General features: G+C 46.4%; 14 protein-coding genes. 12 read left to right on the forward strand and 2 right to left on the reverse strand.

The window, feature by feature from the left end; genetic code table 11:
- Window positions 1-119 precede the first annotated feature (119 nt).
- The 7 genes from ACX0G9_RS22840 to ACX0G9_RS22870 all read left to right on the forward strand — a co-directional run bounded on the left by ACX0G9_RS22840 (window position 120) and on the right by ACX0G9_RS22870 (window position 8654).
- Window positions 120-1355 (forward strand): D-TA family PLP-dependent enzyme, encoded by a 1236-nt coding sequence (locus ACX0G9_RS22840; protein ID WP_459067283.1) that lies wholly within the window; start codon window positions 120-122, stop codon window positions 1353-1355.
- 244 nt (window positions 1356-1599) lie between these two features.
- On the forward strand, window positions 1600-2913 hold the full coding sequence (locus ACX0G9_RS22845; protein WP_459067284.1) for an inositol-3-phosphate synthase: 1314 nt from the start codon (window positions 1600-1602) through the stop codon (window positions 2911-2913).
- The gene (locus tag ACX0G9_RS22850; RefSeq protein ID WP_459067285.1) at window positions 2913-3368 is read left to right on the forward strand and encodes a phosphatidylglycerophosphatase A family protein; all 456 of its coding nucleotides are present in this window, start codon (window positions 2913-2915) and stop codon (window positions 3366-3368) included. The genes ACX0G9_RS22845 and ACX0G9_RS22850 overlap by 1 nt, the downstream gene beginning before the upstream one ends.
- A 2-nt stretch (window positions 3369-3370) precedes the next feature.
- Window positions 3371-3742, forward strand: coding sequence for a GtrA family protein (locus ACX0G9_RS22855; RefSeq protein WP_459067286.1), 372 nt, complete (start codon window positions 3371-3373; stop codon window positions 3740-3742).
- 6 nt (window positions 3743-3748) lie between these two features.
- Window positions 3749-6304 (forward strand): DUF5686 family protein, encoded by a 2556-nt coding sequence (locus ACX0G9_RS22860; protein WP_459067287.1) that lies wholly within the window; start codon window positions 3749-3751, stop codon window positions 6302-6304.
- 98 nt (window positions 6305-6402) lie between these two features.
- Window positions 6403-7698: a DUF4833 domain-containing protein gene (locus ACX0G9_RS22865; protein WP_459067288.1), complete on the forward strand. Its 1296-nt coding sequence runs from the start codon at window positions 6403-6405 to the stop codon at window positions 7696-7698.
- A gap of 5 nt (window positions 7699-7703) precedes the next feature.
- Complete coding sequence (locus ACX0G9_RS22870; protein ID WP_459067289.1) at window positions 7704-8654, forward strand: phosphatase PAP2 family protein; 951 nt, start codon at window positions 7704-7706, stop codon at window positions 8652-8654.
- 51 nt (window positions 8655-8705) lie between these two features.
- Here the strand turns inward: ACX0G9_RS22870 and ACX0G9_RS22875 are convergent, their stop codons facing one another.
- Window positions 8706-9320 (reverse strand): TetR/AcrR family transcriptional regulator, encoded by a 615-nt coding sequence (locus ACX0G9_RS22875; RefSeq protein ID WP_459067290.1) that lies wholly within the window; start codon window positions 9318-9320, stop codon window positions 8706-8708.
- Window positions 9321-9551: 231 nt separating this feature from the next.
- Between ACX0G9_RS22875 and ACX0G9_RS22880 the strand changes: the two genes are divergently transcribed.
- A complete protein-coding gene (locus tag ACX0G9_RS22880) occupies window positions 9552-9977 on the forward strand; it encodes a response regulator (RefSeq protein ID WP_459067291.1) in 426 nt (141 codons plus the stop codon).
- 17 nt (window positions 9978-9994) lie between these two features.
- Here ACX0G9_RS22880 and ACX0G9_RS22885 read toward each other — a convergent pair whose 3' ends face one another.
- The gene (locus ACX0G9_RS22885; RefSeq protein WP_459067292.1) at window positions 9995-10423 is read right to left on the reverse strand and encodes a CBS domain-containing protein; all 429 of its coding nucleotides are present in this window, start codon (window positions 10421-10423) and stop codon (window positions 9995-9997) included.
- A 323-nt stretch (window positions 10424-10746) separates the two neighbouring features.
- Between ACX0G9_RS22885 and ACX0G9_RS22890 the strand changes: the two genes are divergently transcribed.
- The 4 genes from ACX0G9_RS22890 to ACX0G9_RS22905 all read left to right on the forward strand — a co-directional run bounded on the left by ACX0G9_RS22890 (window position 10747) and on the right by ACX0G9_RS22905 (window position 23289).
- Window positions 10747-13680: a TIM-barrel domain-containing protein gene (locus tag ACX0G9_RS22890; RefSeq protein ID WP_459067293.1), complete on the forward strand. Its 2934-nt coding sequence runs from the start codon at window positions 10747-10749 to the stop codon at window positions 13678-13680.
- Window positions 13681-13857: 177 nt separating this feature from the next.
- Window positions 13858-18174 carry a hybrid sensor histidine kinase/response regulator gene (locus ACX0G9_RS22895; protein WP_459067294.1) on the forward strand — a complete coding sequence of 1439 codons (4317 nt, stop codon included), beginning with the start codon at window positions 13858-13860 and terminating at the stop codon, window positions 18172-18174.
- A gap of 192 nt (window positions 18175-18366) precedes the next feature.
- Window positions 18367-21597, forward strand: a complete 3231-nt coding sequence (locus tag ACX0G9_RS22900) for a SusC/RagA family TonB-linked outer membrane protein (protein WP_459067295.1) — start codon at window positions 18367-18369, stop codon at window positions 21595-21597.
- 18 nt (window positions 21598-21615) lie between these two features.
- Window positions 21616-23289, forward strand: a complete 1674-nt coding sequence (locus tag ACX0G9_RS22905) for a RagB/SusD family nutrient uptake outer membrane protein (RefSeq protein WP_459067296.1) — start codon at window positions 21616-21618, stop codon at window positions 23287-23289.
- Window positions 23290-23327 lie beyond the last annotated feature (38 nt).

Raw genomic sequence — 23327 nt, forward strand, 5'->3', positions numbered from 1 at the left:
GCATGGGAGTTATTCTAAAAAGTAACTCTCCATGCGCTTATAACGAATGTCTGGGCCTATCCGGCCCTTGTGACTGTGTCACAAGATGATTCAGTTTTTAACATAATAACGCCCTTTATATGGCAATCTCCTGGCAAAAGACAAATCCTCCCGGCCCCGACGCCAAACATACCAGTGTTTTTGAATCCGGCATGGCTCCCGCCTGGTACAGGATCGATAACGCGGACAAACTGGACTCTCCGGCCCTGGTGATCTACCCGCAGCGGGTAAAGGATAATATCCGTAAATTAAAAGAGATGATCGGAGGCGATCTTAACCGTCTTCGTCCTCATGTGAAAACCCATAAATCGCCGGAGGCAACCCGGCTGATGCTGGAAGCAGGGATCAATAAATTTAAATGTGCGACCATTGCCGAAGGGGAAATGCTGGCGATGGAAGGGGCAGCCGATGTGTTGCTGGCTTATCAGCCCATTGGTCCGAAAATTAACCGGTTGGCTGCCCTGATCGGGAAATATCCCGGAACAAAATTTTCATGCCTGTTTGACGATCCCGAAGCTGCCTATGCGATGGGGGTGATATTCTCCGACCACGACCTGGAAGTACCCGTATATCTCGATCTCAATGTAGGAATGAACCGCACCGGCATCGAGCCGGGGGAGGCGGCACTCCGGTTATATATCAAAGCATTACAGGTTAAGGGTCTTAAACCCATCGGGCTGCATGCCTATGACGGACATATCCGGGATACGGATCTGGAAATCCGTCAACAGAAATGTGATGCTGCTTTTGCCCGGGTATCCGCGCTCAGTGATGACATAGAAAAAGAAATACAAAAAGAAATTCAGACCCGTCTACAAAATGGTCTACCCGCAGAAGGGTTGGACAAACCAGTCCTGGTAGTAGGAGGGTCTCCTACCTTTCCGCTACATGCCCGGCGTTTGGACGTCGAGTGTAGTCCGGGTACCTATATATATTGGGACAAAGGATATAGCGAGCTTTGCCCCGATCAGCCCTTCGAGCCTGCAGCGCTCGTAGTTACCCGGGTGATCTCCTTGCCCGGTTCTGGCAAACTATGCCTTGATCTCGGGCATAAATCCATTTCCGCCGAAAATGAACTGGCGCGCAGGGTATTTTTTCTCAATGCCCCCGAATTAAAAATGATTGGGCAGAGTGAGGAACATCTTGTCGCAGAGGCCGGTCCGGACCATACCTATAAGGTTGGCGATATCTTATACGGACTTCCTGTTCATATCTGCCCTACAGTTGCCCTGTACGAGCGTGCCTTTACCGTACAGGACGCAAAGGTGGACGGGGAATGGAAGAATCTGGCCAGAGACAGGAAAATCAGCATATAGGCCCTCATTGACCCCATGGTGGAGAAATCCAACCACCTATCAAAAAGGTATATTCACCGGTAAATCCTACCCAACCCGCCGACAGGTTATGCATTATCTTTGTATTATGTATTAAATTGCCTTTAATTCGAATATTTACCCTTATATAGCAGCCTTTCGACCAAAAAACAATTTTGTTCGAAAAATCAATAATTCGATAATTTTGCGAATCCAAGCTGATTTATAAACTTTAAATTAAAAGAACATGGAAGTAAAAGAAGCGACTGGTAAATTAGGCGTGCTGATCCCCGGCTTAGGAGCTGTAGCAACAACTCTGATTGCCGGTGTGGAAGCTATAAAGAAAGGAATTGCTCAACCGATTGGCTCGATTACACAAATGGGGAACATCCATTTGAACCGGAAGACCGGGAATAATTACCCCAAAATTAAAGACTTCGTACCGCTGGCTAAGCTGAGCGATATCGTTTTTGGCGGATGGGATGTATATGAAGATAATGTATATGAAGCGGCCAGCCGCGCCAAAGTATTGGAAGCGGGTACTTTACAGACCCTGCGTGCCGAACTGGAAGCTATAAAGCCCATGAAAGGGGTATTCGACAAATCCTATGTGAAGAACCTGGATGGAACCCATGTTAAGTCCGAAACGAATAAATATGTATTGGCCCAGGCTGTAATGGACGATATCAACCGTTTTCAATATGCTCATGACTGCGAACGCCTGGTAATGGTCTGGTGCGGATCGACAGAAAGATATATCGAAACTTCGGCCGTTCATGAAAGTCTGGAGGCCTTTGAAAAGGGCCTGCGGGAGAACGATCCGAATATCGCCCCCAGTATGATCTATGCCTATGCTGCCATTAAGATGAGCATTCCTTTTCTGAATGGCGCTCCTAATCTTACCTGCGATATCCCTGCCCTTATCGAGTTAGCCAAACAAACCGAATCTCCCATCGGCGGAAAGGATTTTAAGACCGGCCAGACGCTGATGAAGACTATTCTGGCTCCGGGCTTACAGGCAAGGGCTTTAGGCATAAAAGGCTGGTTCTCTACAAATATCCTTGGAAATCGTGATGGTTATGTACTCGACGATCCCGATAATTTCCGGACCAAGGAAGTCTCGAAACTGAGTGTACTGGAAGATATTCTTCGCCCTGATCTAAGCCCCGAATTATACAGCGAACTCTATCATAAGATCCGGATCAACTATTACCCTCCGCACGGTGATAATAAAGAAAGCTGGGACAATATCGACATCTTTGGATGGTTGGGTTATTCCATGCAGATCAAGATCAACTTCTTATGCCGTGATTCCATCCTGGCTGCACCCCTGGTGCTGGATCTGGCCCTGTTTGGCGATCTGGCCAAAAGAGCGGGTCTTAGCGGTACACAGGAATGGTTGTCCTTTTATTTCAAATCTCCGCAGACAAGCCCTGGATTCCGTCCTGAACATGATATTTTCAAACAGTTGAATACGCTTCAGAATGCGCTTCGCAAATTAATGGGTGAAGAACTGGTAACTTCCGACGGGTTGGATTATCTGGAAGAAATTACTGCCTGATGGGACGATTCCATCAGCTTTTTTCCTCTTGTCTGGGAATCGGTTATGCCAAAGGTGGTGGGACTTATGCCGCCATTGTCACCTGTATCGGATGGTATTTTGCCTTTAACGGCAGAGAACCTTATGCTTACGGACCGGTCCTTGCCACTATCCTGATTTTCTTCACTGGCGTATGGAGTTCTACGAAAATGGAATCTAAATGGGGAAAGGATAGTTCCAAAATAGTCATAGATGAAGTGGCAGGAATGGCCCTGACTCTTTTATTCATCCCGGTTCGCTGGCCCTATATCCTTTCCGGCCTGGTCTTATTCCGTTTTTTCGATATTGTTAAACCGTTGTATATAAGAAAGATGGAAAAATTGAAGGGGGGGTGGGGAGTTATGATGGATGATATGCTGGCAGGTCTGTATGCCAACCTGATCCTGCAAATTATAGTGGTTGCTAAGTTATGGTAAGAATGGGCACCTTTACAAAAGCGCAGGTAGCCTCCCTGGTGGCTACCCTGGTGGATTTCCTTATATCCCTTTTCCTGTTCAGAATCGTGGGGATATGGTATCTTGCGGCAGGTGTAATTGGCACTATTTCAGGGGGGATCACTCATTTTTTGATCAGCCGGAATTGGGTTTTCCAGGCTGGCGATAAAAAATGGCATATACAAGCTTCCCGATATTTAACGGTTTGGACGGGCAACCTGATATTAAATAGTTCCGTACTCTTTTTGTTGAGAAACTATGCCGGAATGAACTTCCTGTTGGCTAAGATTGTTACTGCCGTTGGAATTGCCATTTTTTACAATTATATACTGCAGAAAAGGTTCGTATTTAAATAAGACAGGATGCAAAAGGTAGGATTTAGTTTCAAGGCTATTGGGATGGTGATAGGTATCCTATCAGGTAGCTTATTCGGTTTGGCTCAGGGAATTACAGTATCGGGGTCCGTACGGGATTCCGCGACCCATGCTCCTTTGTCCAATGCCAGCATATCGATTAAAGGACAGAAAGGCGGGGCCAGGACCACCGCACAAGGCACCTTCCGGATCCCTTCCGAAAAGGAGGTTCTTGATATTACCGTTTCCATGGTCGGATACCGGACGATCACCCTTCATTTTGATTCACCCCCGGCAGAGGAGCTTGTTATTAATCTCCAGCCTCAGTACCGGGAATTGGGTCATGTGACGGTAAAGAATAAAAAGGAGAAATACCGGAATAAGGGTAACCCTGCCGTTGAGCTTATCAAACAGGTCATTGATAACAAATCGAAGAACCGGATGGAATCCTATTCCTTCGCCACCTTTGAAAAGTATGAAAAATTGCAGGTCTCTCTCAGCCGTACCCCCGGTAAAAAGGTTATCGGTGACAACAAAATAACCCATAAATACCAATTCCTTTTCGACAATTCTGATACGACCAAACTGGATGGAAAGGCCCTGTTCCCGGTCTACCTGGAAGAAACCTTATCGCAAAACTATTTCCGCAAAGAACCTGAAAAGAATAAATCCATCGTTACGGCGCAGCGAAAAGTGGATTATGGTGAATTTGTGGACATGGCGGGTCTCAGTCAATACCTGAACCGTTTATACCAGGATTTTAACGTCTACGATAATAATATATCGGTATTCACCAATCTTTTCCTCAGCCCGATCGCCGATATGGCTCCGACTTTTTACATGTATTTCATCAACGACACGGTGGTGGAAGACGGTATTAAGCTGGTTCGACTTTCCTTCCGGCCAAGGAACCCTAATGATCTTTTATTCAGGGGGACCATGTATGTTACCCTTGATGGGAATTATGCGATCCAGAAACTGCGTTTGCTCGTCAGCAAAAGCATCAATTTCAACTTTGTCCGGGAAATGAAGATCATCCAGGACTTTGAGAAACAGCCCGATGGGCGTTATCTGCTTTCCAAAAGTGATGTAATCGGTGATTTCGGGATCACCCAGAAAGGAGGAGGGTTATTCGGGGAAAGAATGGTCTCCTACAAGAATTTTGTCACCAATCAGCCTGTCGCTGACAGTGTTTTCAAAGGGCCGCCCCTGGTCATGATGGACCATGCGAACCAGCATACCGATAGTTTCTGGACCGCTTTCCGGCATGATACCCTTACGACTGCCGAATCGAAAGTATATGCCAATATCGACAGTTTGAAGAATATGCCTTCTTTCCGGAGATTAATGGATTGGGGCACCTTGCTGCTCGCCGGTTACAAACAAGTGCCTCCTTTTGAAGTCGGACCTGTCAGTACATTTTATAGTTTCAACCCTGTTGAGGGCTTCCGTTTACGTTTCGGAGGAAGGACTACGGTTAAATTCAGCACGCGGTTTTATTCCGAGGCTTATGTTGCTTATGGATTCAAAGATCAGAAATGGAAATATTTCCTCAGCGGCACCTATTCGCTGAATAACAAATCGGTCTACAGTTTTCCGCTGAATTATATCCGGGCCTCTTATCAGCATGACACGAAGATCCCGGGCCAGGAATTGCAGTTTGTCCAGGAAGATAACTTCCTGCTTTCCTTCAAACGGGGGAATAACGATAAATGGTTATACAACGATATCTTCAATCTGAATTACAAGTATGAGTTCGGGGATCATCTTTCTTATAATGTAGGGTTGAAATATTGGAAACAATCACCGGCGGGCAGTATTGCCTATATAAAAAATCCGGCTGTTGGAGGAGATTCTATTCAGGCCATAACGACAGGGGAAGCTTCCCTTGAATTCCGCTGGGCGCCTCATGAACAATTCTATATTGGTAAATTGTACCGTACACCCATCGTGAATAAATATCCCATTTTTTACTTCCGTTATATTGCGGGCATTAAAGGATTGTTCGGAGGGGAATACAACTACAATAATTTCGAGTTGAATATTTACAAACGTTTCTACCTTTCCCAGCTGGGCTATACGGATATTACCGTCGATGGTAATTATCTGACCGGGAAAGTGCCTTTCCCCCTGGCCCTGCTTCCGCACGCCAACCAGGCATATGCTTATCAGCTCAATTCCTATAACCTGATGAACTTTCTGGAATTTGTCAGTGATCACAGCGTGAGCATCGATATCGATCATTATTTTAACGGATTCTTTTTCAATAAGATACCATTACTGAAGAAATTGAAGTGGAGGGAGGTGATTGAAGGAAAAGCCTTATGGGGCGGGTTGCGTACCGAGAATGATCCTTCGAAGACCCCTGATCAGATGCAATTTCCGACGACCAACGGGAAAACTGAGACTTTCGCCATGTCAAGTACACCTTATGTGGAAGCTGGTTTTGGCGTAACTAATATCTTCAAGTTGGTCAGGCTGGACTTTATCAAACGATTTACGTACCTGGATCACCCTGATATTCCCAAATGGGGTATCCGTTTCCGCTTGAAATTTGATTTTTAATGCACCATTTACCAAAATCATTTTTAACATTAGTAAATTCGCAGCTTGGAAGTATTTTTCCTTACAGGAGTCATTGAAATAACAGTAGTCACGGCCTAATGAGTATCCGCAATCAATTACAATCCGGCATTTATAAGGTAATCAACCCTTTGGTGAAGCTGTTGATCCGTGCTGGGCTTACCCCTAATATGGTGACAACCATTGGGTTACTGCTTAATATCGGGGTGGCGATCATTTTTATATCCGGGGCCGAGGAAGGTAAAAGAGGGGACCTTTCTTATGTGGGCTGGGCAGGTGCACTTATTCTTTTTGCCGGTCTTTTCGATATGCTGGATGGCCAGGTGGCGAGGCTGGGTAATATGAGCTCCAAATTCGGGGCTTTGTATGATTCGGTATTGGACCGGTACAGCGAACTGATCCTTTTTTTGGGGATCTGTTATTACCTGGTAGCTCATCATTATTTTTTGAGCTCCCTTTTTGCCTTTATCGGGTTGATCGGCAGTATGATGGTCAGTTATACCAGGGCCAGGGCGGAAGGATTGGGTATTGAATGCAAGGATGGCCTGATGCAAAGACCCGAGCGGGTCATCATCACCGGCGTTTCGGCCCTGGCCTGCGGCATAGCCTCGGGTTGGATAGGCGGAAATTTTAAAATACACTGGCCGGGTACCGGGTTTCCTATATTCGAGACCATCTCCATCTTTACCATTCCCCTGACCATTATGGCCATGTTGGCGAATGGTACGGCAATCGGTCGTTTGCGGGATGCCAAAAAAACATTGGAAGAACGCGATCGCAAAGCGGCCGCCCTCCCTGAGGAGAAAGACAGCTCACCTGTCAAAATGCTTTTACTGCTGTTCTTTGCACTTACCGCACTTGGAATCAGCGTGGGTGCCACTGCCCAGCCAAAGGCGCCAATCCGGGATAGTTTTCCGGTACCTCCGCATGTACACAATTCCTTATTCTATTTACAACGTACTCCGAATACCAATACCATCATTTGCGAATTGAACGAAGAAACGGATGGGACGCTTAACCAGGATGATCCGGTGCATGTATTGTGGATCCGTTACACCGAACAGCGGCAACGGCAGGAGTTATCCTTCCTGCAGCGGAATTTCGCCTACGGCATCAAATCCCGGCGTTTGGGAAATGATAAATTCGAATTGCATTTTATATCGTATAAAAAACTGTTATTATACCTGATGCGGTCACCCGCCGACAACAGGCATCATGTCTATGCTAATTTTGGCAACAAAAAGGCCATTCTGAACAGGATCTTCATCAAGATCAACCCCGGCGGTTCTTTCTGGTCGCCAAATGTCGAATACCTGGAACTGAAAGGAATAGATCCCGACAACGGACAGGAATTGCTGCAACGAATAAAAATTTAGCGCTAATGGATCTTTCTCCTTCTCTGCGCCCTCATAAAACATTTTTGACCGTAACTGCTGTTTCGGCGGCCTATTTGATTTTTTCGGCCTTGCTCATCGGGTTCAAAACGGATCAGCTTTTCCTGGTGATTTTATTTAATACGCTTTTTTATCTTTCCAAACCGACACGCCGGTTCATCCTGGGTTTTTCTGTGTTTATCGTTTTTTGGATTCTCTTCGATTCCATGAAAGCCTTTCCGAATTACCGTTTTAATACCGTTCATATCGAAAGTCTTTACCATGCAGAGCAAGGCTTATTTGGTTTGCGTCAGACGGATGTTGCGCAAGGGCTGCCTGGGGCGCTGCTGACGCCCAATGAATACTGGCAGCTACATGCCCTTCCTTTCCTGGATGGAATGGCAGGTTTGTTTTATCTGTGCTGGATCCCTTTACCGCTGGCCTTTGCCGGGTATCTCTTTTATAAGAACAAGGAGAATTTTTTCCGTTTTTCTTTTAGTTTTTTACTGGTGAATTTGCTGGGATTCGTTGTGTATTATATCTATCCCGCTGCGCCGCCCTGGTATGTACAACTCTATGGTTTCAATTTCCACGCGCATACTCCCGGTAATACGGCAGGACTGGCCAGGTTCGACCGGATGTTCGGAGTGTCTGTTTTTTCTTCCCTGTATGCAAAAAGTTCCAATGTATTTGCGGCAATGCCTTCTCTCCATGCGGCCTATCCCCTGACGGTACTTTATTATGGGTTAAGGACGCGCCTGGGTTGGATCAATGTTCTTTTTGCCGTTATCATGTTGGGGATATGGTTTGCGGCCGTGTATAGCAGTCACCATTATGTGCTGGATGTTCTGGCCGGGATCGGGTGCGGCATTTCGGGGATTGCCTTGTTCAATTATCTTTACGACAGGACGGGATGGTTCCACCGCCTCGCTCAACGTTTCATCGCTGCGATCTCCTGACCATTATAACCAACTATTCGAAAATCTTAAAACGGTCTCACTACTCCCCCTTCAGGGGGTTGGGGGGGCTCCTATTCCTTCCACCATAATATCGACAATGGAATCGATCTGCAGATCGAGCCGGGGATATCGCTGTTGGGATACCATTAGCGGTATGGCCAATCCCCGGAAACTGCTGACCATCAGATAGGCCACCAATTCAATATTATCCCGGTTGACCTTTTTAAATTCACCGTTATTTACCCCTTCTTCGAGGATATCTTTTACTAATTCCACATGGGAGGTATCGAATTTGCTTTTCATATCCGACATGACACAATCCAATTCGGCTATCTCACTTTTTAAGGCATCGCTCAGGTAATATAACTGCGTCAGTTTATTCAGACGGCAACGGCAATAGATAATTAATTTCTCCTTTGAGCTGGATGCCTTTTCGATCGAACTGTAGATCTGCTCCATTAATTCGTCCATTTCCGTACGTATTACCGCCTCGAAAATATCTTCCTTGCTTGGGTAATAATAATAGAGAGAGCTTTTGCCGCGACCCAGACTTCGGGCGATATCGCCCATTGTTGTTTTTTTGAATCCGAATTGTTTAAAAAGGGTTCTGGCGGTGTCGATAATATCCCTTTCCACGATCTCTTCCTTGATAGTCAGGCCTGTCATACGGCTGTTTCTTTAAAGTCCGGTCCTTGACCGTATTATGAATGTTTTTCACTACAAATTTACAAATTTCCCACCCCAATATCCCGTTAATCCTTCGTGAAGTTTCCTGCAATCCTGCTCCCGGAACGCATATTCCTGCCCCGGGAATTCTTTTTTAGATGAAAAAATAATAGATTTATAATATAATCTAACCAATTCCTCCTTATCCAACTTGTTTGAACCTTATCTTACATGCACCAGAAACTAAACTGCATCCTTCTTATAGATGATGATGAACCTACCAATTACTTGAACAGGAAGGTCCTGGAGGAAGCAGGATCCGCTTACCATATACAGATTGCCGAGAGCGGCCAGGATGCATTGGATTATCTTATGGGTAACAGGCCTTATGGAAGATCCAAAGGGCATTTTCCTCATCCAGACCTTATCTTTCTGGATATCAATATGCCGGGTATGGATGGCTGGGAGTTCCTGGAAAAATATTCAGCCTTACCAGAGGAACAAAAGGCCGAAGTGATCATGATCATGCTGACTACTTCCCTGAATCCTGACGATAAAAGAAAAGCGGCCAAAATACCCCTGATCGCCGGTTATGAAAACAAACCCCTGATTCAATTGCGGGTCAAAGAAATTCTTGAAAAATACTTTCCCGGATAATACCGGTCAATTTATATTCACGAATGCAGATAGTCTTTCAGGTGAGTAATGGTTTCCTGTTGGGTAAGGATAGTCTCTTTGACCACATCATTGATTGAAATGATCCCGCATAAAGTCCCGTTGTCAAAAACAGGGAGATACCGGATGTTTTTATCGGATAATAATTGCATACAAAATTCAATCGTATCATTCGGGCTGATGGAAGGCAGGTCAGTGGACATAATTTCAGCCACCTGGGTATCTGTCGAAGATTTACCTTTCAGGATAACTTTACGGGAATAATCCCTTTCCGTCACAATACCTTGGTATTGATGGTCTTTTAATACCAGAACAGAGCCAATATTCTGATCGGCCATAATCCTGAGGGCTTCCAGGACCGTGGTTTCAGGACTGACAGAAGTGATGCCTCTGCCTTTATGCAATAGAATATCAGCTACCTTTTTCATAATACCAGTTTTGGTGAAGAATCGTTTTACGTAATTTACATTTTTTTTTGTTCTTTCGGGGCTCCCCACATCTTTTTCTCCGGACTTCTGCCAACTATTTACTGGTTAATGGCTTAACATTATTGTCCTTTTCCTGCTAATTTGAACCAACAGGTTAACATTTGATACCCTACACATATACATTCAGGCAGCTGCATGATTTGATATACCTATACATTTACACTGTTCTTTTTTGCGATAACCGACCAGCGGTCCGGAGGCTATTCCTGTTCATCCTGAGGGAGAGTCAATTACCGGCCCCGACTGACTGTAAAATGATTGTTATGCCGGACGAAAAGCTGCTTTGTCTAAACCTGCCACAGCGACTGTTAACATTTTTACCCCTGCCCCTGTTCCTGCTCCTTATTTTGTCCGAAAGCACAAGATCGCAATCTCTTTCTGACCGTTCTTTTCAAATGAATCCCAAAGGAACATATTCCAGGACAGCGGACGGGGTACTCGTATATCCCGACCCTCTGGTTTCGGGAAATACCACCGCCGTTAAATTGCAGGTAGTCGCTGATAATATAATCAGGGTCCTTTCAAGCCCTTCCCGGGAATTCGCGGCAAAAAAAAGTCTGATTACCGTATATGAAACGGATCCATCGGTCAAATGGGCTATTTCCGAAGATAAGAATACGGTAACGCTTTCGACCTCCCTGTTGAAAGCAACGATCAACCTGGCTACCGGTGCGGTTGGTTTTGCAGACCGGACCGGGAAGGGAATCATTGCCGAAAAAAAGAACGGTGGGAGAAGTTTCGAAGCGGCTGTATTTGACGGAGAGCCATCCTGGCATATCCGGCAGACCTTCGGGACCAGGCCTGATGAAGCCATTTTTGGATTGGGACAACATCAGGATGGGGTCTTCAATTATAAAGGCAGACAGGTAGATCTTTTCCAGAACAATACAGAGGTTGCTATACCCTTTTTACTGTCCAATAAGAATTACGGCATCCTTTGGGATAATTATTCGCATACGATGGTTGGCGATATCCGGCCCTTCAAACCGCTTTCCTCGCTTAAATTATTTTCGGCAACGGGTGAACAGGGCTGGTTGACAACTACTTACAGCAACGATAAAAATGATCCCGGAAAGGTGGCTTTTGAAAAAGCAGAATCTGTCATCGATTATCCTTATCTGGGGGATACGAAGCTACGCCTGCCTGCAGATTTTCAAGCGGGTACAGGAATGGTAACCTGGACCGGTGAACTGGGATCGGAATTTACGGGTGAACATCTGTTCCGTTTCTCATATGCCGGTTATTTAAAGGTCTGGATCGGGGGCAAACTATTGCTGGACAGATGGAGGCAAGCCTGGAATCCCTGTCTTACCGTGATTTCGGTAAAAATGGAACAGGGTAAAAAAATACCGGTCAGGATCGAATGGATGCCCAATGGGGGAGAGTCTTATCTATCCCTTAAATGGCTTGATCCGGTTCCTGAAACTGGAAGGGACGATTTCAGCTTTTTATCGGAGGCGGGTAAGGAACTGGACTATTATTTTATTTATGGCGAGAATATGGATGGTGTAATTGCCGGTTACCGGAAGATCACCGGAAAGGCGGTGATCCCTCCCAAATGGGCCATGGGTTTATGGCAAAGCAGGGAAAGGTATAAGACACAACAGGAGATCCTGGGAACAGTAAAGGAATTCAGGGATCGTAAGATCCCTTTGGACAATATCGTACTGGACTGGAGTTATTGGAAACAGGATGACTGGGGTAGCCAGGAATTCGATGCAGGCCGTTTTCCGGATCCCGACAGTATGATCAGGGTCCTTCATCAGGACTACCACACCCAGTTCATGATCTCGGTATGGCCAAAGTTCTATGAAGGGATACCCGCCTACCGGCAATTCGATGCCCGTCATTGGCTTTACCGGCGCAATATTGCCGACAGCCAGCGGGATTGGATCGCACAGGGGTACATGTCTACTTTTTATGATGCTTTCAATACGGAAGCCAGGAAAGGGTTCTGGGACATGCTGAACAAAAAATTGTATAGTAAAGGCATCGATGCCTGGTGGTTGGATGCCAGCGAACCGGATATCCTGTCCAATGTAAGTCCGGAAAAAAGAAAGGAACAGATGACGCCAACGGCATTGGGTACGGCGGCCGAATATTTAAATGCCTATCCCCTGGAAAATGTAAAAGGTATTTATACCGGGCAACGCAGCGTCAATCCCGACCGTAGGGTATTTATCCTCACCCGCTCTGCCTTTGCGGGTTCGCAGCATTACGGGGCAGCTGTATGGAGCGGGGATATCGCCGCCCGATGGTCGGATATGAAAACCCAGATAACGGCTGGTCTCAATCTTTCTATGTCAGGCATTCCTTACTGGACCATGGATATCGGTGGATTTGCTGTAGAACATCGCTTCGAAAAGCCGGAGACCGCAGATCAGGAAGAATGGCGGGAACAAATGACAAGATGGTACCAGTTCGGCGCTTTCTGCCCTTTGTTCCGGGTGCATGGACAATTCCCCTACCGCGAAATATTTAATGTAGCGCCCCGGGAACATCCGGCCTACCAATCGATGTTGTTTTACGATAAGCTCCGTTACCGCTTATTGCCCTATCTCTATTCTTTATCCGGACTGACCTGGCAAAAGGATTATACAATGATGAGGGGGCTGGTGATGGATTTTGGCGGGGATACGGCGGCCGTCGCTACGGGTGATGAATTCATGCTGGGCCCCTCTCTGCTGGCAGCTCCGGTCACTGGCTACCGGGACCGTAGCCGGGAAGTTTACCTGCCTTCCGGTCAGGGATGGTACGATCTGTATTCCGGAAACTATTTTTCGGGAGGCAGCCGGATAAAGGCCGAAGCGCCCTATGAAAGAATGCCCGTATTCGTAAAAGAGGGGTCTATCCTTCCTTTCGGACCGGCCTTGCAATATACGGCTGAGAAACCGGCAGATCCCATTACCCTGTTTGTTTACACCGGTGCGGACGGGACCTTCACTTTATATGAAGATGAGAATACCAATTATAATTATGAAAAAGGGAAATTTACGAATATTCTATTCCGTTATAATGATGCGGAAAAGACCCTGACTATCGGACCAAGGGAAGGGGCTTTTCCGGGCATGCTGAAAGAAAGGATATTCCGGATCGTTTGGATCTCAAAGGACAAACCCAAGCCGCTGGACTTTGAAGGGAAGGCAGCTGCAACGGTACATTACAAGGGAGAAAGAAAAAGTAGTTCATTCCGGTAACGGAGCCCGGAGACGGCAAATAACCCTTCCAGGGTAAAAATCTGCTGTTCCCGTGGTTTTCGATTTGTTGTTCGTTTGTTGTCTTAGGTTCGTTCTTTCGAAAAACTTTTCTTTAATTGCATTGAATTGAGACCCCATTTGCGTTACATAGCAGCCATATTAAACCTCCGAAAGGTAATGGCAGGGGTATTGCCTGTTTTTCTGGTTGTTGCAGGTCTGCGGGCGCAGGATGATTCTTACCGGTTTTCCCGGGTCGATATTACACAGGGGCTTTCCCATAATGAAGTTAATTGCCTGTTGAGGGATGACCGGGGATTCCTGTGGATCGGTACGATGTCGGGGCTTGACAGGTACGATGCCTATAAATTTAAAGTCTTCCGGCACGACCTCCGGGATACGACTTCCATCAGCGATGATTTTATTGAAAAGATCCTGGAAGGACCCCAGCATAAACTATGGGTATTTACCCGGAACGGTATTAATATCTATGATCCCCGGACGGAACGGTTCGACCGTAACCCGGATAATTTTTTGAAGGGTATTCATATCCCGGATGGTAATACGATCGGGGCCTTAATAGATATAAAAAAAGACAGTCTTGGTAATTTCTGGTTCCTGTCGTCTGCCACCGGTATCTATAAGTATAATCCTGCTGACAAATCTACTACCCGCTTTTTTCACCGGGACGGCGATCCGGCTTCCTTATATTCCAACAATATCACTTCATTTACCCTCAATGCAACCGGAGATTGGTGGATCGTCTACCGGGATGGTGTACTTGAAAAAATGGATGGGGCAACCAGCAGGATCCTGTACCGCACGACGGCTCTGCAAAAAATTGTTGCTGAAGGAGGACTGAATTTTCAGGTTTTTTCCGATCAGCAGAACGATCTTTGGTTCTATGCCATGTCCAGCTCGAAGGGTGTTTTTTATTATAATGCGGCAACGAACACGGCTATGCACATTGATAAAGGCATCAACGTGGAAAAGGGGAAGCCGGCGGGTAAAAGCGCAGGCAGACTGAATTCGAATATCGTCAACGGTATCATTCAGGATGAACGGGGATTGATATGGATCGCCACCGATCATGGAGGGATTAACCTGCTGGATAAAAAAGACTTTTCCATTCAAACGATCATGAACAGGGAGGATGATGCGAAGAGCATCAGCCAGAATACTATTAATTCGATTTACAAGGACAGGGATGGCATCATCTGGCTGGGGACCTATAAAAAAGGGATCAGTTATTATCATGAGGACATCATGAAATTTCCCCTGTTCCGTCACCAGGTAAGCAATACCCGCAATACAAATTATGATGATGTGAACCGGTTTGTGGAAGACAGGAAAGGTAACCTGTGGATCGGAACGAATGGAGGCGGTTTGCTTTATTTCAACCGACAGACGGGTAAATTCATCCAATACCTCCATGATCCTGCTGATCCGGCCAGTCTGACCAACGATGTTATTGTATGCCTTTTGCTGGACCATGAAGAAAAGTTGTGGATCGGCACCTATTTTGGAGGATTGGATCAGTTCGATGGGAAGACCTTCCGGCATTTCCGGCATACTGAAAAAGATACTTCCAGTATTGCGGACGATAGGGTTTGGGAGCTCCTGGAAGATTCCCGCCAACGTATATGGGTTGGTACGTTCTCGCAGGGGCTTGACCGTTTTGACCGGGAAAAGAACGGGTTCATTCATTACAAACCTTTTCTGCCGAATTCGGTCCAATGCGGCTATATAACCGGTTTGATGGAAGATACGAAAGACAATTTATGGATTGCCACCGCTTACGGGATCGATGTACTGGAATTGGGCACCGGTCTTTTTAAACATTACGGGCACGATAATAAGGATCCTACCGGAAGCCTGAGTAATAACAATACATGGGGCACCCGTCAGGACAGCCGTGGGTTGATCTGGATCTCGACCAGGGAAGGGCTGGATGTATTCGATCCGATGACGGGCAAGTTCAGGACCTTTCGGACGGAAGACGGTCTTCCGGATAATACTGTATTGGATATCCTGGAAGACGGAGAACATAATTTATGGCTCAGCACTCCGAATGGTCTTTCAAATGCGTTGGTAACCTTTGAGCCATCCACCCGGACACTAACCTGTCAATTCCGGAATTATGATGAGTCGGATGGATTACAGGGAAGGGAATTCAATGAAAATGCCGCTTTACGGACCAGCAGGGGAGAAATGATATTCGGAGGCGCATATGGTTTTAACCTTTTTGATCCCAGGCATATCCGCGGCAGCAATAAAGACAAATCGCTCAACTTTACCGATCTGCGCATATTTAATCAAACCGTGGGTATTGGAGAGAAACTTAATGGCCATGTCGTTCTGGATAAGGCTATATCCGAAACCCAAAGCCTGGACCTCCGATATAATGAAAATGTTTTCTCGATTGAATTCGCAGCATTGGATTTTTCCAATCCGGATAAGGTGAAATATGCCTATCTGCTGGAAGGGTTTAACCAACAATGGCTGATCGCCAATGGTCGGACCAGGGAAGCGACCTTTACGAATCTCGATCCCGGGGATTATATTTTCAAAGTCAGGACGGCAGATGACAAAGGCGGCTGGGACCCGGATGAATTATCCCTGCATATCCACATTCTTCCTCCTTTCTGGAAAACACCCCTGGCCTATATACTTTATGGCCTTTCGCTGATCGGCCTATTGATCCTGGCCAGAAAGATGATCGTAAAAAGGACAAGAATGCGTTTTGCCATCGAGCAGGAGCGGGAGGAAGCCCACCGTCTGCATGAGCTGGATATGATGAAGATTAAGTTCTTTACCAATGTAAGTCATGAATTCAGGACTCCCTTATCCCTGATCCTGACCCCGCTGGACAAGATCATCCGGGAAACGGAAAACCCCGGCCGGAAGGGCCAGTTCCAGCTTATTCACCGGAATGCCAGACGGCTGCTCAATCTGGTCAATCAATTATTGGACTTCAGGAAACTGGAGCAGCAGGAGCTTCATTTGAACAGGAGCAAAGGGGATATCATCCGTTTTCTTAAAGAACTATCTTTTTCCTTTGCGGATATGGCGGAAAAAAAGAGCATTGATTTCTCCTTTCATACCTCGGTCAAATCTTTATACACCTGTTTCGACCAGGATAAATTGGAAAGGATCATCTTTAACTTGCTTTCCAATGCCTTTAAATTCACCCCGCAGCAAGGGAAGATCAGCGTAGAACTGAACCTGTTACCGACCCCGGACCCAAGGGAACATGGATTGCTGCAGGTCGTAGTTAAGGATTCCGGTATCGGCATTGAAAAAGACAAACAGGTCAAAATATTCGAACGTTTCTTTCAGAATGATATTCCCGGTTCGATGGTCAACCAGGGCAGCGGGATAGGCCTGGCCATTACCAGGGAATTTGTCCGGCTGCACCAGGGCAGCATTTATGTTGAAAGCGAGCCAGGTAAAGGAAGTTGTTTTACGGTAATCCTGCCAGCAAGGATACTGGATCCTGCTGCCGAGGTCCTGCCCCTTGTCGAAGAGGCCGAAGATCAGACCGAAGTTCAGTCCCAAGGTCTGTCCGAAAGTAAGTCCGAAAGTAAGTCCCAAGGTCAGTCCGACAGTCAGGCCGGCGAAAATTCCTTTGTTATCCCGTATACGGAAAAATATCTTTCCCAAAGCAACCAAAGCAACCAAAGCAAGTCAAACCCTGATGGCTTTAACCCCTCCCAGTCCAAAAAGCCGACGGTCCTGCTGGTGGAAGACCATGAGGATTTCCGGTTTTATTTAAAAGATAACCTTCGCGAATATTTTAACATTGTCGAAGCGGCCAATGGGAAAGAAGGCTGGCAACGAACACTTGGGGCACATCCGGACCTGGTCGTTAGTGATATCAGCATGCCGGAAATGAACGGTATCGATCTTTGCCGGAAAATCAAGGGCGATAAACGTACTTCTTTTATCCCGGTGGTCTTGCTGACTGCCCTGATGGGGGAGGAACAACAGTTAAGAGGACTGGAGACCGGCGCCAATGATTATATGACCAAACCTTTCAATTTCGGGATACTCCTTTCCAAGATCCGGAATCTCCTGGCTCAGCAGGAAACTTCCCGCAAGACCTATCAGAAACAGGTAGAGGCCAACCCGGCAAATGTCAAGGTAGACTCTCCGGATGAAAAATTCGTCCGGACTGCCCTGGAAGCCGTGGAAAGGAATATTTCCAATCCAGACTTCTCCGTGGTAGAGTTTAGCCGGGACCTGTTCGTAAGCAGGGTCGCCCTCTACAAAAGATTGCTTTCCCTCACCGGGAAAACCCCTATCGAATTTATCCGGTCCATCCGGCTGAAAAGGGCTGCTCAATTACTGGAAAAAAGCCACCTGACCATTGCAGAGATCGCTTATGAATCAGGATTTAACAATCCCAAATATTTTTCCCGCTATTTTAAGACCGAATACGGTATGCTTCCATCTGCCTATCAGACAAAAAAACGAAAGGAAACGCAAATCAGTTAACATAAAGTACTGCTTAAATACCGTTTTTGACGGTTCGGTTAACATTTTAATCCCCATACATAAACAAACCACACCCTCAGCATTTTTAACAAACGATACCTTTATGGTGATCAAATCCAGGAAAGGAAGAAGGAACGGTTTCGCTGGATTTGGTATTTGATTGCCAATTTTATAACCAACAATTGCTTGACCATGGGAAAAATTCAAACTATTAGAAAATGGAAGGTCTTTTTATGGGCTTTCCTTTTTTCGTTTATTACACAGATGCCCGGCTATGCACAGCGAACAAATGCGCAAACCCGGCCAGTTTCCGGCAAGGTATTTTCCAAGGTGAACGGATTGCCTGTCATCGGTGCTTCGATCACCATTAAGGGCACCAGGAATTCGGTCGTTACCAATGAAAAAGGGGAGTTTACGATCATGGCCTCTCCGGAAGAGGAACTGGTATTTTCCAGTATCGGTTTCCTGTCAAAAACCATCAAGGCAGGTAGCCTCAAAACAACAGGGATTACGCTGACGGAAGACTACAGCAAAATGGAAGATGTGGTCATCATTGGTTATGGAAAGATGAAAAAGACGGATCTGAGCAGTTCCCAGGTCACGGTAACTGCGGCAGACATTTCCAAAACCGTTAATGCTACTTTTGACCAGGCCTTGCAGGGAAGAGCAGCCAATGTTTTCGTCGCCTCCAGTAATGCGCAGCCGGGGGGTGCTCCCAGTGTGATGATCCGCGGGGTTAACTCCATAAGTTCCTCCAACCAGCCTTTATATGTGATCGACGGGATCCAGATCCAACCTTCCGACCCCGGTGGCGGTGCTGCAGGCACCTATAACCCACCGGCAAAATACGGCAATGCCCTGTCCGGGATCAATCCCGACGATATTGAATCAATGAACGTATTACAGGGACCCGCTGCTGTTGGGATCTACGGATCTGCAGGAGGGAACGGGGTAATCGTTATCACCACCAAACGGGGTAAGGCAGGGGATTCAAAAATATCACTGAATACATTATGGAGCATGCAGGACCTGCCGAAATTCGCCCCTGTCATGAAGCTGAAACAATATGGCGTTTTCAGAAATGAACTGCAAAAAGCCGGCGGCTCCAATTCTCAGGCTGAGTATGCCGATCCCACTTTATTAGGTAACGGATCCGACTGGCAGTCTGCGCTTTTCCGGCGGACCTTGTTGCAAAAACATACCCTTTCCCTGAGCGGCGGTAATGAAAAGACTACCTTTTATTTGTCAGGTGAATATTTTAACCAGGATGGAATCGCCCAGGGATCTGGTTTTTCCAGAGCCTCAGTCCGGCTGAACCTGGACAATAACACCCGCAAATGGCTGAAGATAGGGACCAATCTTAGTTTTAATACCACCAAAGAAAAGATCGTGGTATCCAATAACTCATTGATCAATACAGCCATCGATAACAGCCCTGCTATCGATATCAAAACCCCCGATGGCTCCTGGGGAGGGCCGCCGATCGGTGCTCCTTATGCCAGCAATTTTATCAATCCCATTGCCCTTGCACAGATCAATACCAATTATAACAGGGGTGTCGGCGCTCTCGGAGGGGCTTATATCGATATTACCTTTATAAAGGGTCTTGTTTTTCGTAATGAGTTCAACGGCAGTTACGGAATAACTAACAGTTATATTTATAACCCTACCTATACCTTCGGCGGGAATATCAATAATAACAACTTTGCTTCACAGAATTCAGGTAATAATTACTGGTGGGGAGTCAACTCCAGGCTGCAATACGATACCCGTATCAACCAGCATAGTATTTCGGTGATGGCCGCACATGAAGCGCAGGCATGGGGATATGAAGGATTGTTCGGACAGGGAGATGGTTTCATCGACAATTCATTCCATACCCTCAATTTTGCCGCCCAGGACAAGAACCTGATCACGAACAGTTCGAAAGGCGGCGGATCCAAGGAATCCTATTTCGCCCGGGTAAATTATATATTTAATGACCGGTATATTCTTCAGGGAGTTTACCGGTATGACGGTTCATCTGTTTTCGGAGCTGCCAGACGATGGGGTAGTTTTCCTTCCGTATCTGCGGCCTGGAAAATATCGGAAGAGGAATTTATGAAAGGAGTTAATAACCTGGATGAATTAAAGTTAAGGGTGGAATATGGACTTTCTGGAAATTCAGGGGTAAGTTCCAATGCCCAATACGCCGTACTGGCCTCCATTCCTTCCGTTTTCGGGGCAGCCCAGATCCCAACTAATTATCAGAATGCGGATCTCCAATGGGAGGCAGATAAAACGACTAATGTCGGCTTTGATCTGCATATGTTCAAGAGCCGCCTTGAAGTGGTCGGTGATGTCTATTTAAAAAAATCCACCAAATTATTGGCTTCTACTATTTATCCAGGCTATTTCGGTGGCGGTACCCAACAGGGTGGTCTTGCCTGGCCGGTGACCAATATCGGGGCCATGGAGAATAAGGGGTTCGGTATTACCATCAACACGGTAAATATCACCAATAAAGATTTCACCTGGAAGACAGGGCTGAATTTTTCCCTGGATAGAAATAAAGTGACCAGCCTGTTAAGACCGCTTAATGTCGTGTACGGCACGAATTCCAATAACAGCCAGGCCGAATTTCTGACCGAAGTAGGACAGCCGGTAGGGATGATCACCGGTTATATTGCCGACGGTTTATTCCAGAATTACCAGGATATCACCGGGCATGCCAATCAGACAACCAATGCGGCAGTGACGGTTGACCCCGGTACGGGCTCCTGGGTTGGAGATATCAAATTCAGGGATGTATCCGGTGCTAATGGGAAACCGGATAATGTAATCGATCAAAAGGACCGGGTTATTCTGGGTAATCCCTGGCCGAAATACAACTTTGGTTTTAACAATGCCTTTTCGTACAAAGGTTTTGAAATGAACATTTTTATCCTCGGTTCGGTAGGTAACGATATTCTCAACCTGCAGCGTTATCTGAATACGATGCCGGGCAGCAAGGGGGCATTTAATAATTATTATGCTTCGGTGATTGATTTTGCCCGTCCCAGCAGTTATAATGCGGCCGATGCGCTTACTGCCACCTTACTGAATCCCAAAACCAATGTTCCCCGGGTATATACCAGTTCGGCCAATGGGAATAATCGTATCAAACAATGGGATATTGAAAAAGGTACCTATGTCAGAGTAAAGAACATTTCGCTGAGTTATAACTTCCCGTCTGCCTGGGTATCGAAGATCGCCATGAAAGGTCTCCGTGTCTCGGTAAACGCGCAGAACCTGCTGACCATAACCAAATACACCGGCTTCGATCCGGAAATAGGTCCTTTTAATTATTGGAACAATGCCAATCCTACGGTGCTGAATGGTATCGACAATGGGCGGTATCCCAATACGAGAATGTATTCCTTTAACCTGGTTGCTGATTTTTAATGTTTTAAAAAGCTAATTATGAAACTGATCATTAACTATTTTATAATCATAGCAACCTTGATAAGTACTCAAAGTTGCAATAAGGATTTTCTGAACAAACCCCCGCAGGATGCGATAACCTCCGGTAATTTTTATGCGACCGACGCAGAAGTAATGGCGGGTACCGCCCCCTTATATAATATCGTCTGGTTCGACTATAACGATAAAGCCTATCTGAGTTTCGGGGAGGCGCATGGCGGCAACCTGAATTGCGACGATGCAGACAGGCTGGGTTATGTAAAATTCGCTGTTCCAAAAACCGATGATATCCTGCCTTCAGGTTATGGCGCATTCTGGAAAATTGTGGCGCAAAGCAATATCATCATTTCGAATATCGTGAATGCCAAATCGACGGCAACCATGGCCGGCAAAAGAATGGGCGTCGCTGAATGCCGTTTTATGCGCGCGGTCGCCTATTCTTATATAGTCAGTAACTGGGGACCTGTTCCGATTATTTATGATAACATCAAACAATTGACGGATACAAGCATTCGAAGAAACGATGTGGCCAGCGTCTGGGGATTGATCATACGGGATTTTGCCTATGCGGCGGCCAATCTTCCTGCGGTCCCTTATCAGCAGGGAAGGGTCACCAAATGGGCTGCCGAAGGTATGCTGGCCAAGGCCTATCTGTATCGTTCAGGAGTAGGAATGAGCGAAGGCAGCCGTAGCCAATCTGACCTGGACAGCGCGAAATATTTTGCAGGAGATGTGATTACCAACAGCGGTGGATCCCTGGTGCCCAGTTATTATGATTTGTTCACGCATTCTTATAATAGTACGGCTTTCAGTACGCCAAACCCCGAAGCGCTTTTTTCCCTCTTATGGATGCCTTCCCGGGCAACCTGGGGTGTGAATAATACTTTCCAGGCCTATGTTGCCTTCACTTCCAGTATTACCCAAACCAGTGATGGCTGGGGTGCGGCATTTGGCGCATCCGCCAGCCTTTTACAATATTACCTGGCACATCCGGAGGATTCTGTACGCAGGAAGGCGACCTTCATGCTGCCCGGGGATTCTTACCCGGAATTGAATGGGACTAAAGCTCCGGATGGTTCCGGTGGCGGAGGAACCATGATTCCCACCAGCGCTTTCGGTGGCGGTAATGATCATGCCTATATAAAAAAATATGTGATCGGTTCACCCGCAGATAATGGAGGGGGGACGACCATGGCAGCCTATGAGAATACGTATATGCTTCGTTTGGCGGAGGTATATCTGATCTATGCGGAGGCCATACTGGGTAATGCTACTACTACATCGGACGCAACGGCGCTTCAGTATTTTAATGCAGTCAGGAGCAGGGCAGGTATTCCACCGGTGACCGAGATAACATTCGATAAAATTTTCCAGGAGAAGAAAATTGAATTTGCCTTTGAAGGGCTGTCCTGGTACGATTGGGTAAGATGGTATTATTTCGCACCAGATAAAGCGAAGAACTATTTCAGCAGCCAGGACAGGGGACATTATACGGTAACTTACAATACCGGAACGGAAAGCCCCCGCCAATACACGGCGATTTATACGGGGAGTACATACCCGATCACCGATGCTACGGTTTATTTGCCGTGGCCGGAGGCCGAGCTGATCGCAGCTCCCAACCTGCTGTCACCCACGGTTCCGTTCGATTTTAGCAAACTCCCTAATTATTGAGCTTCAAACAACAATTGAGCTTCAAAAAATAAAAGAAT

Source organism: Flavitalea flava, from assembly GCF_054461575.1.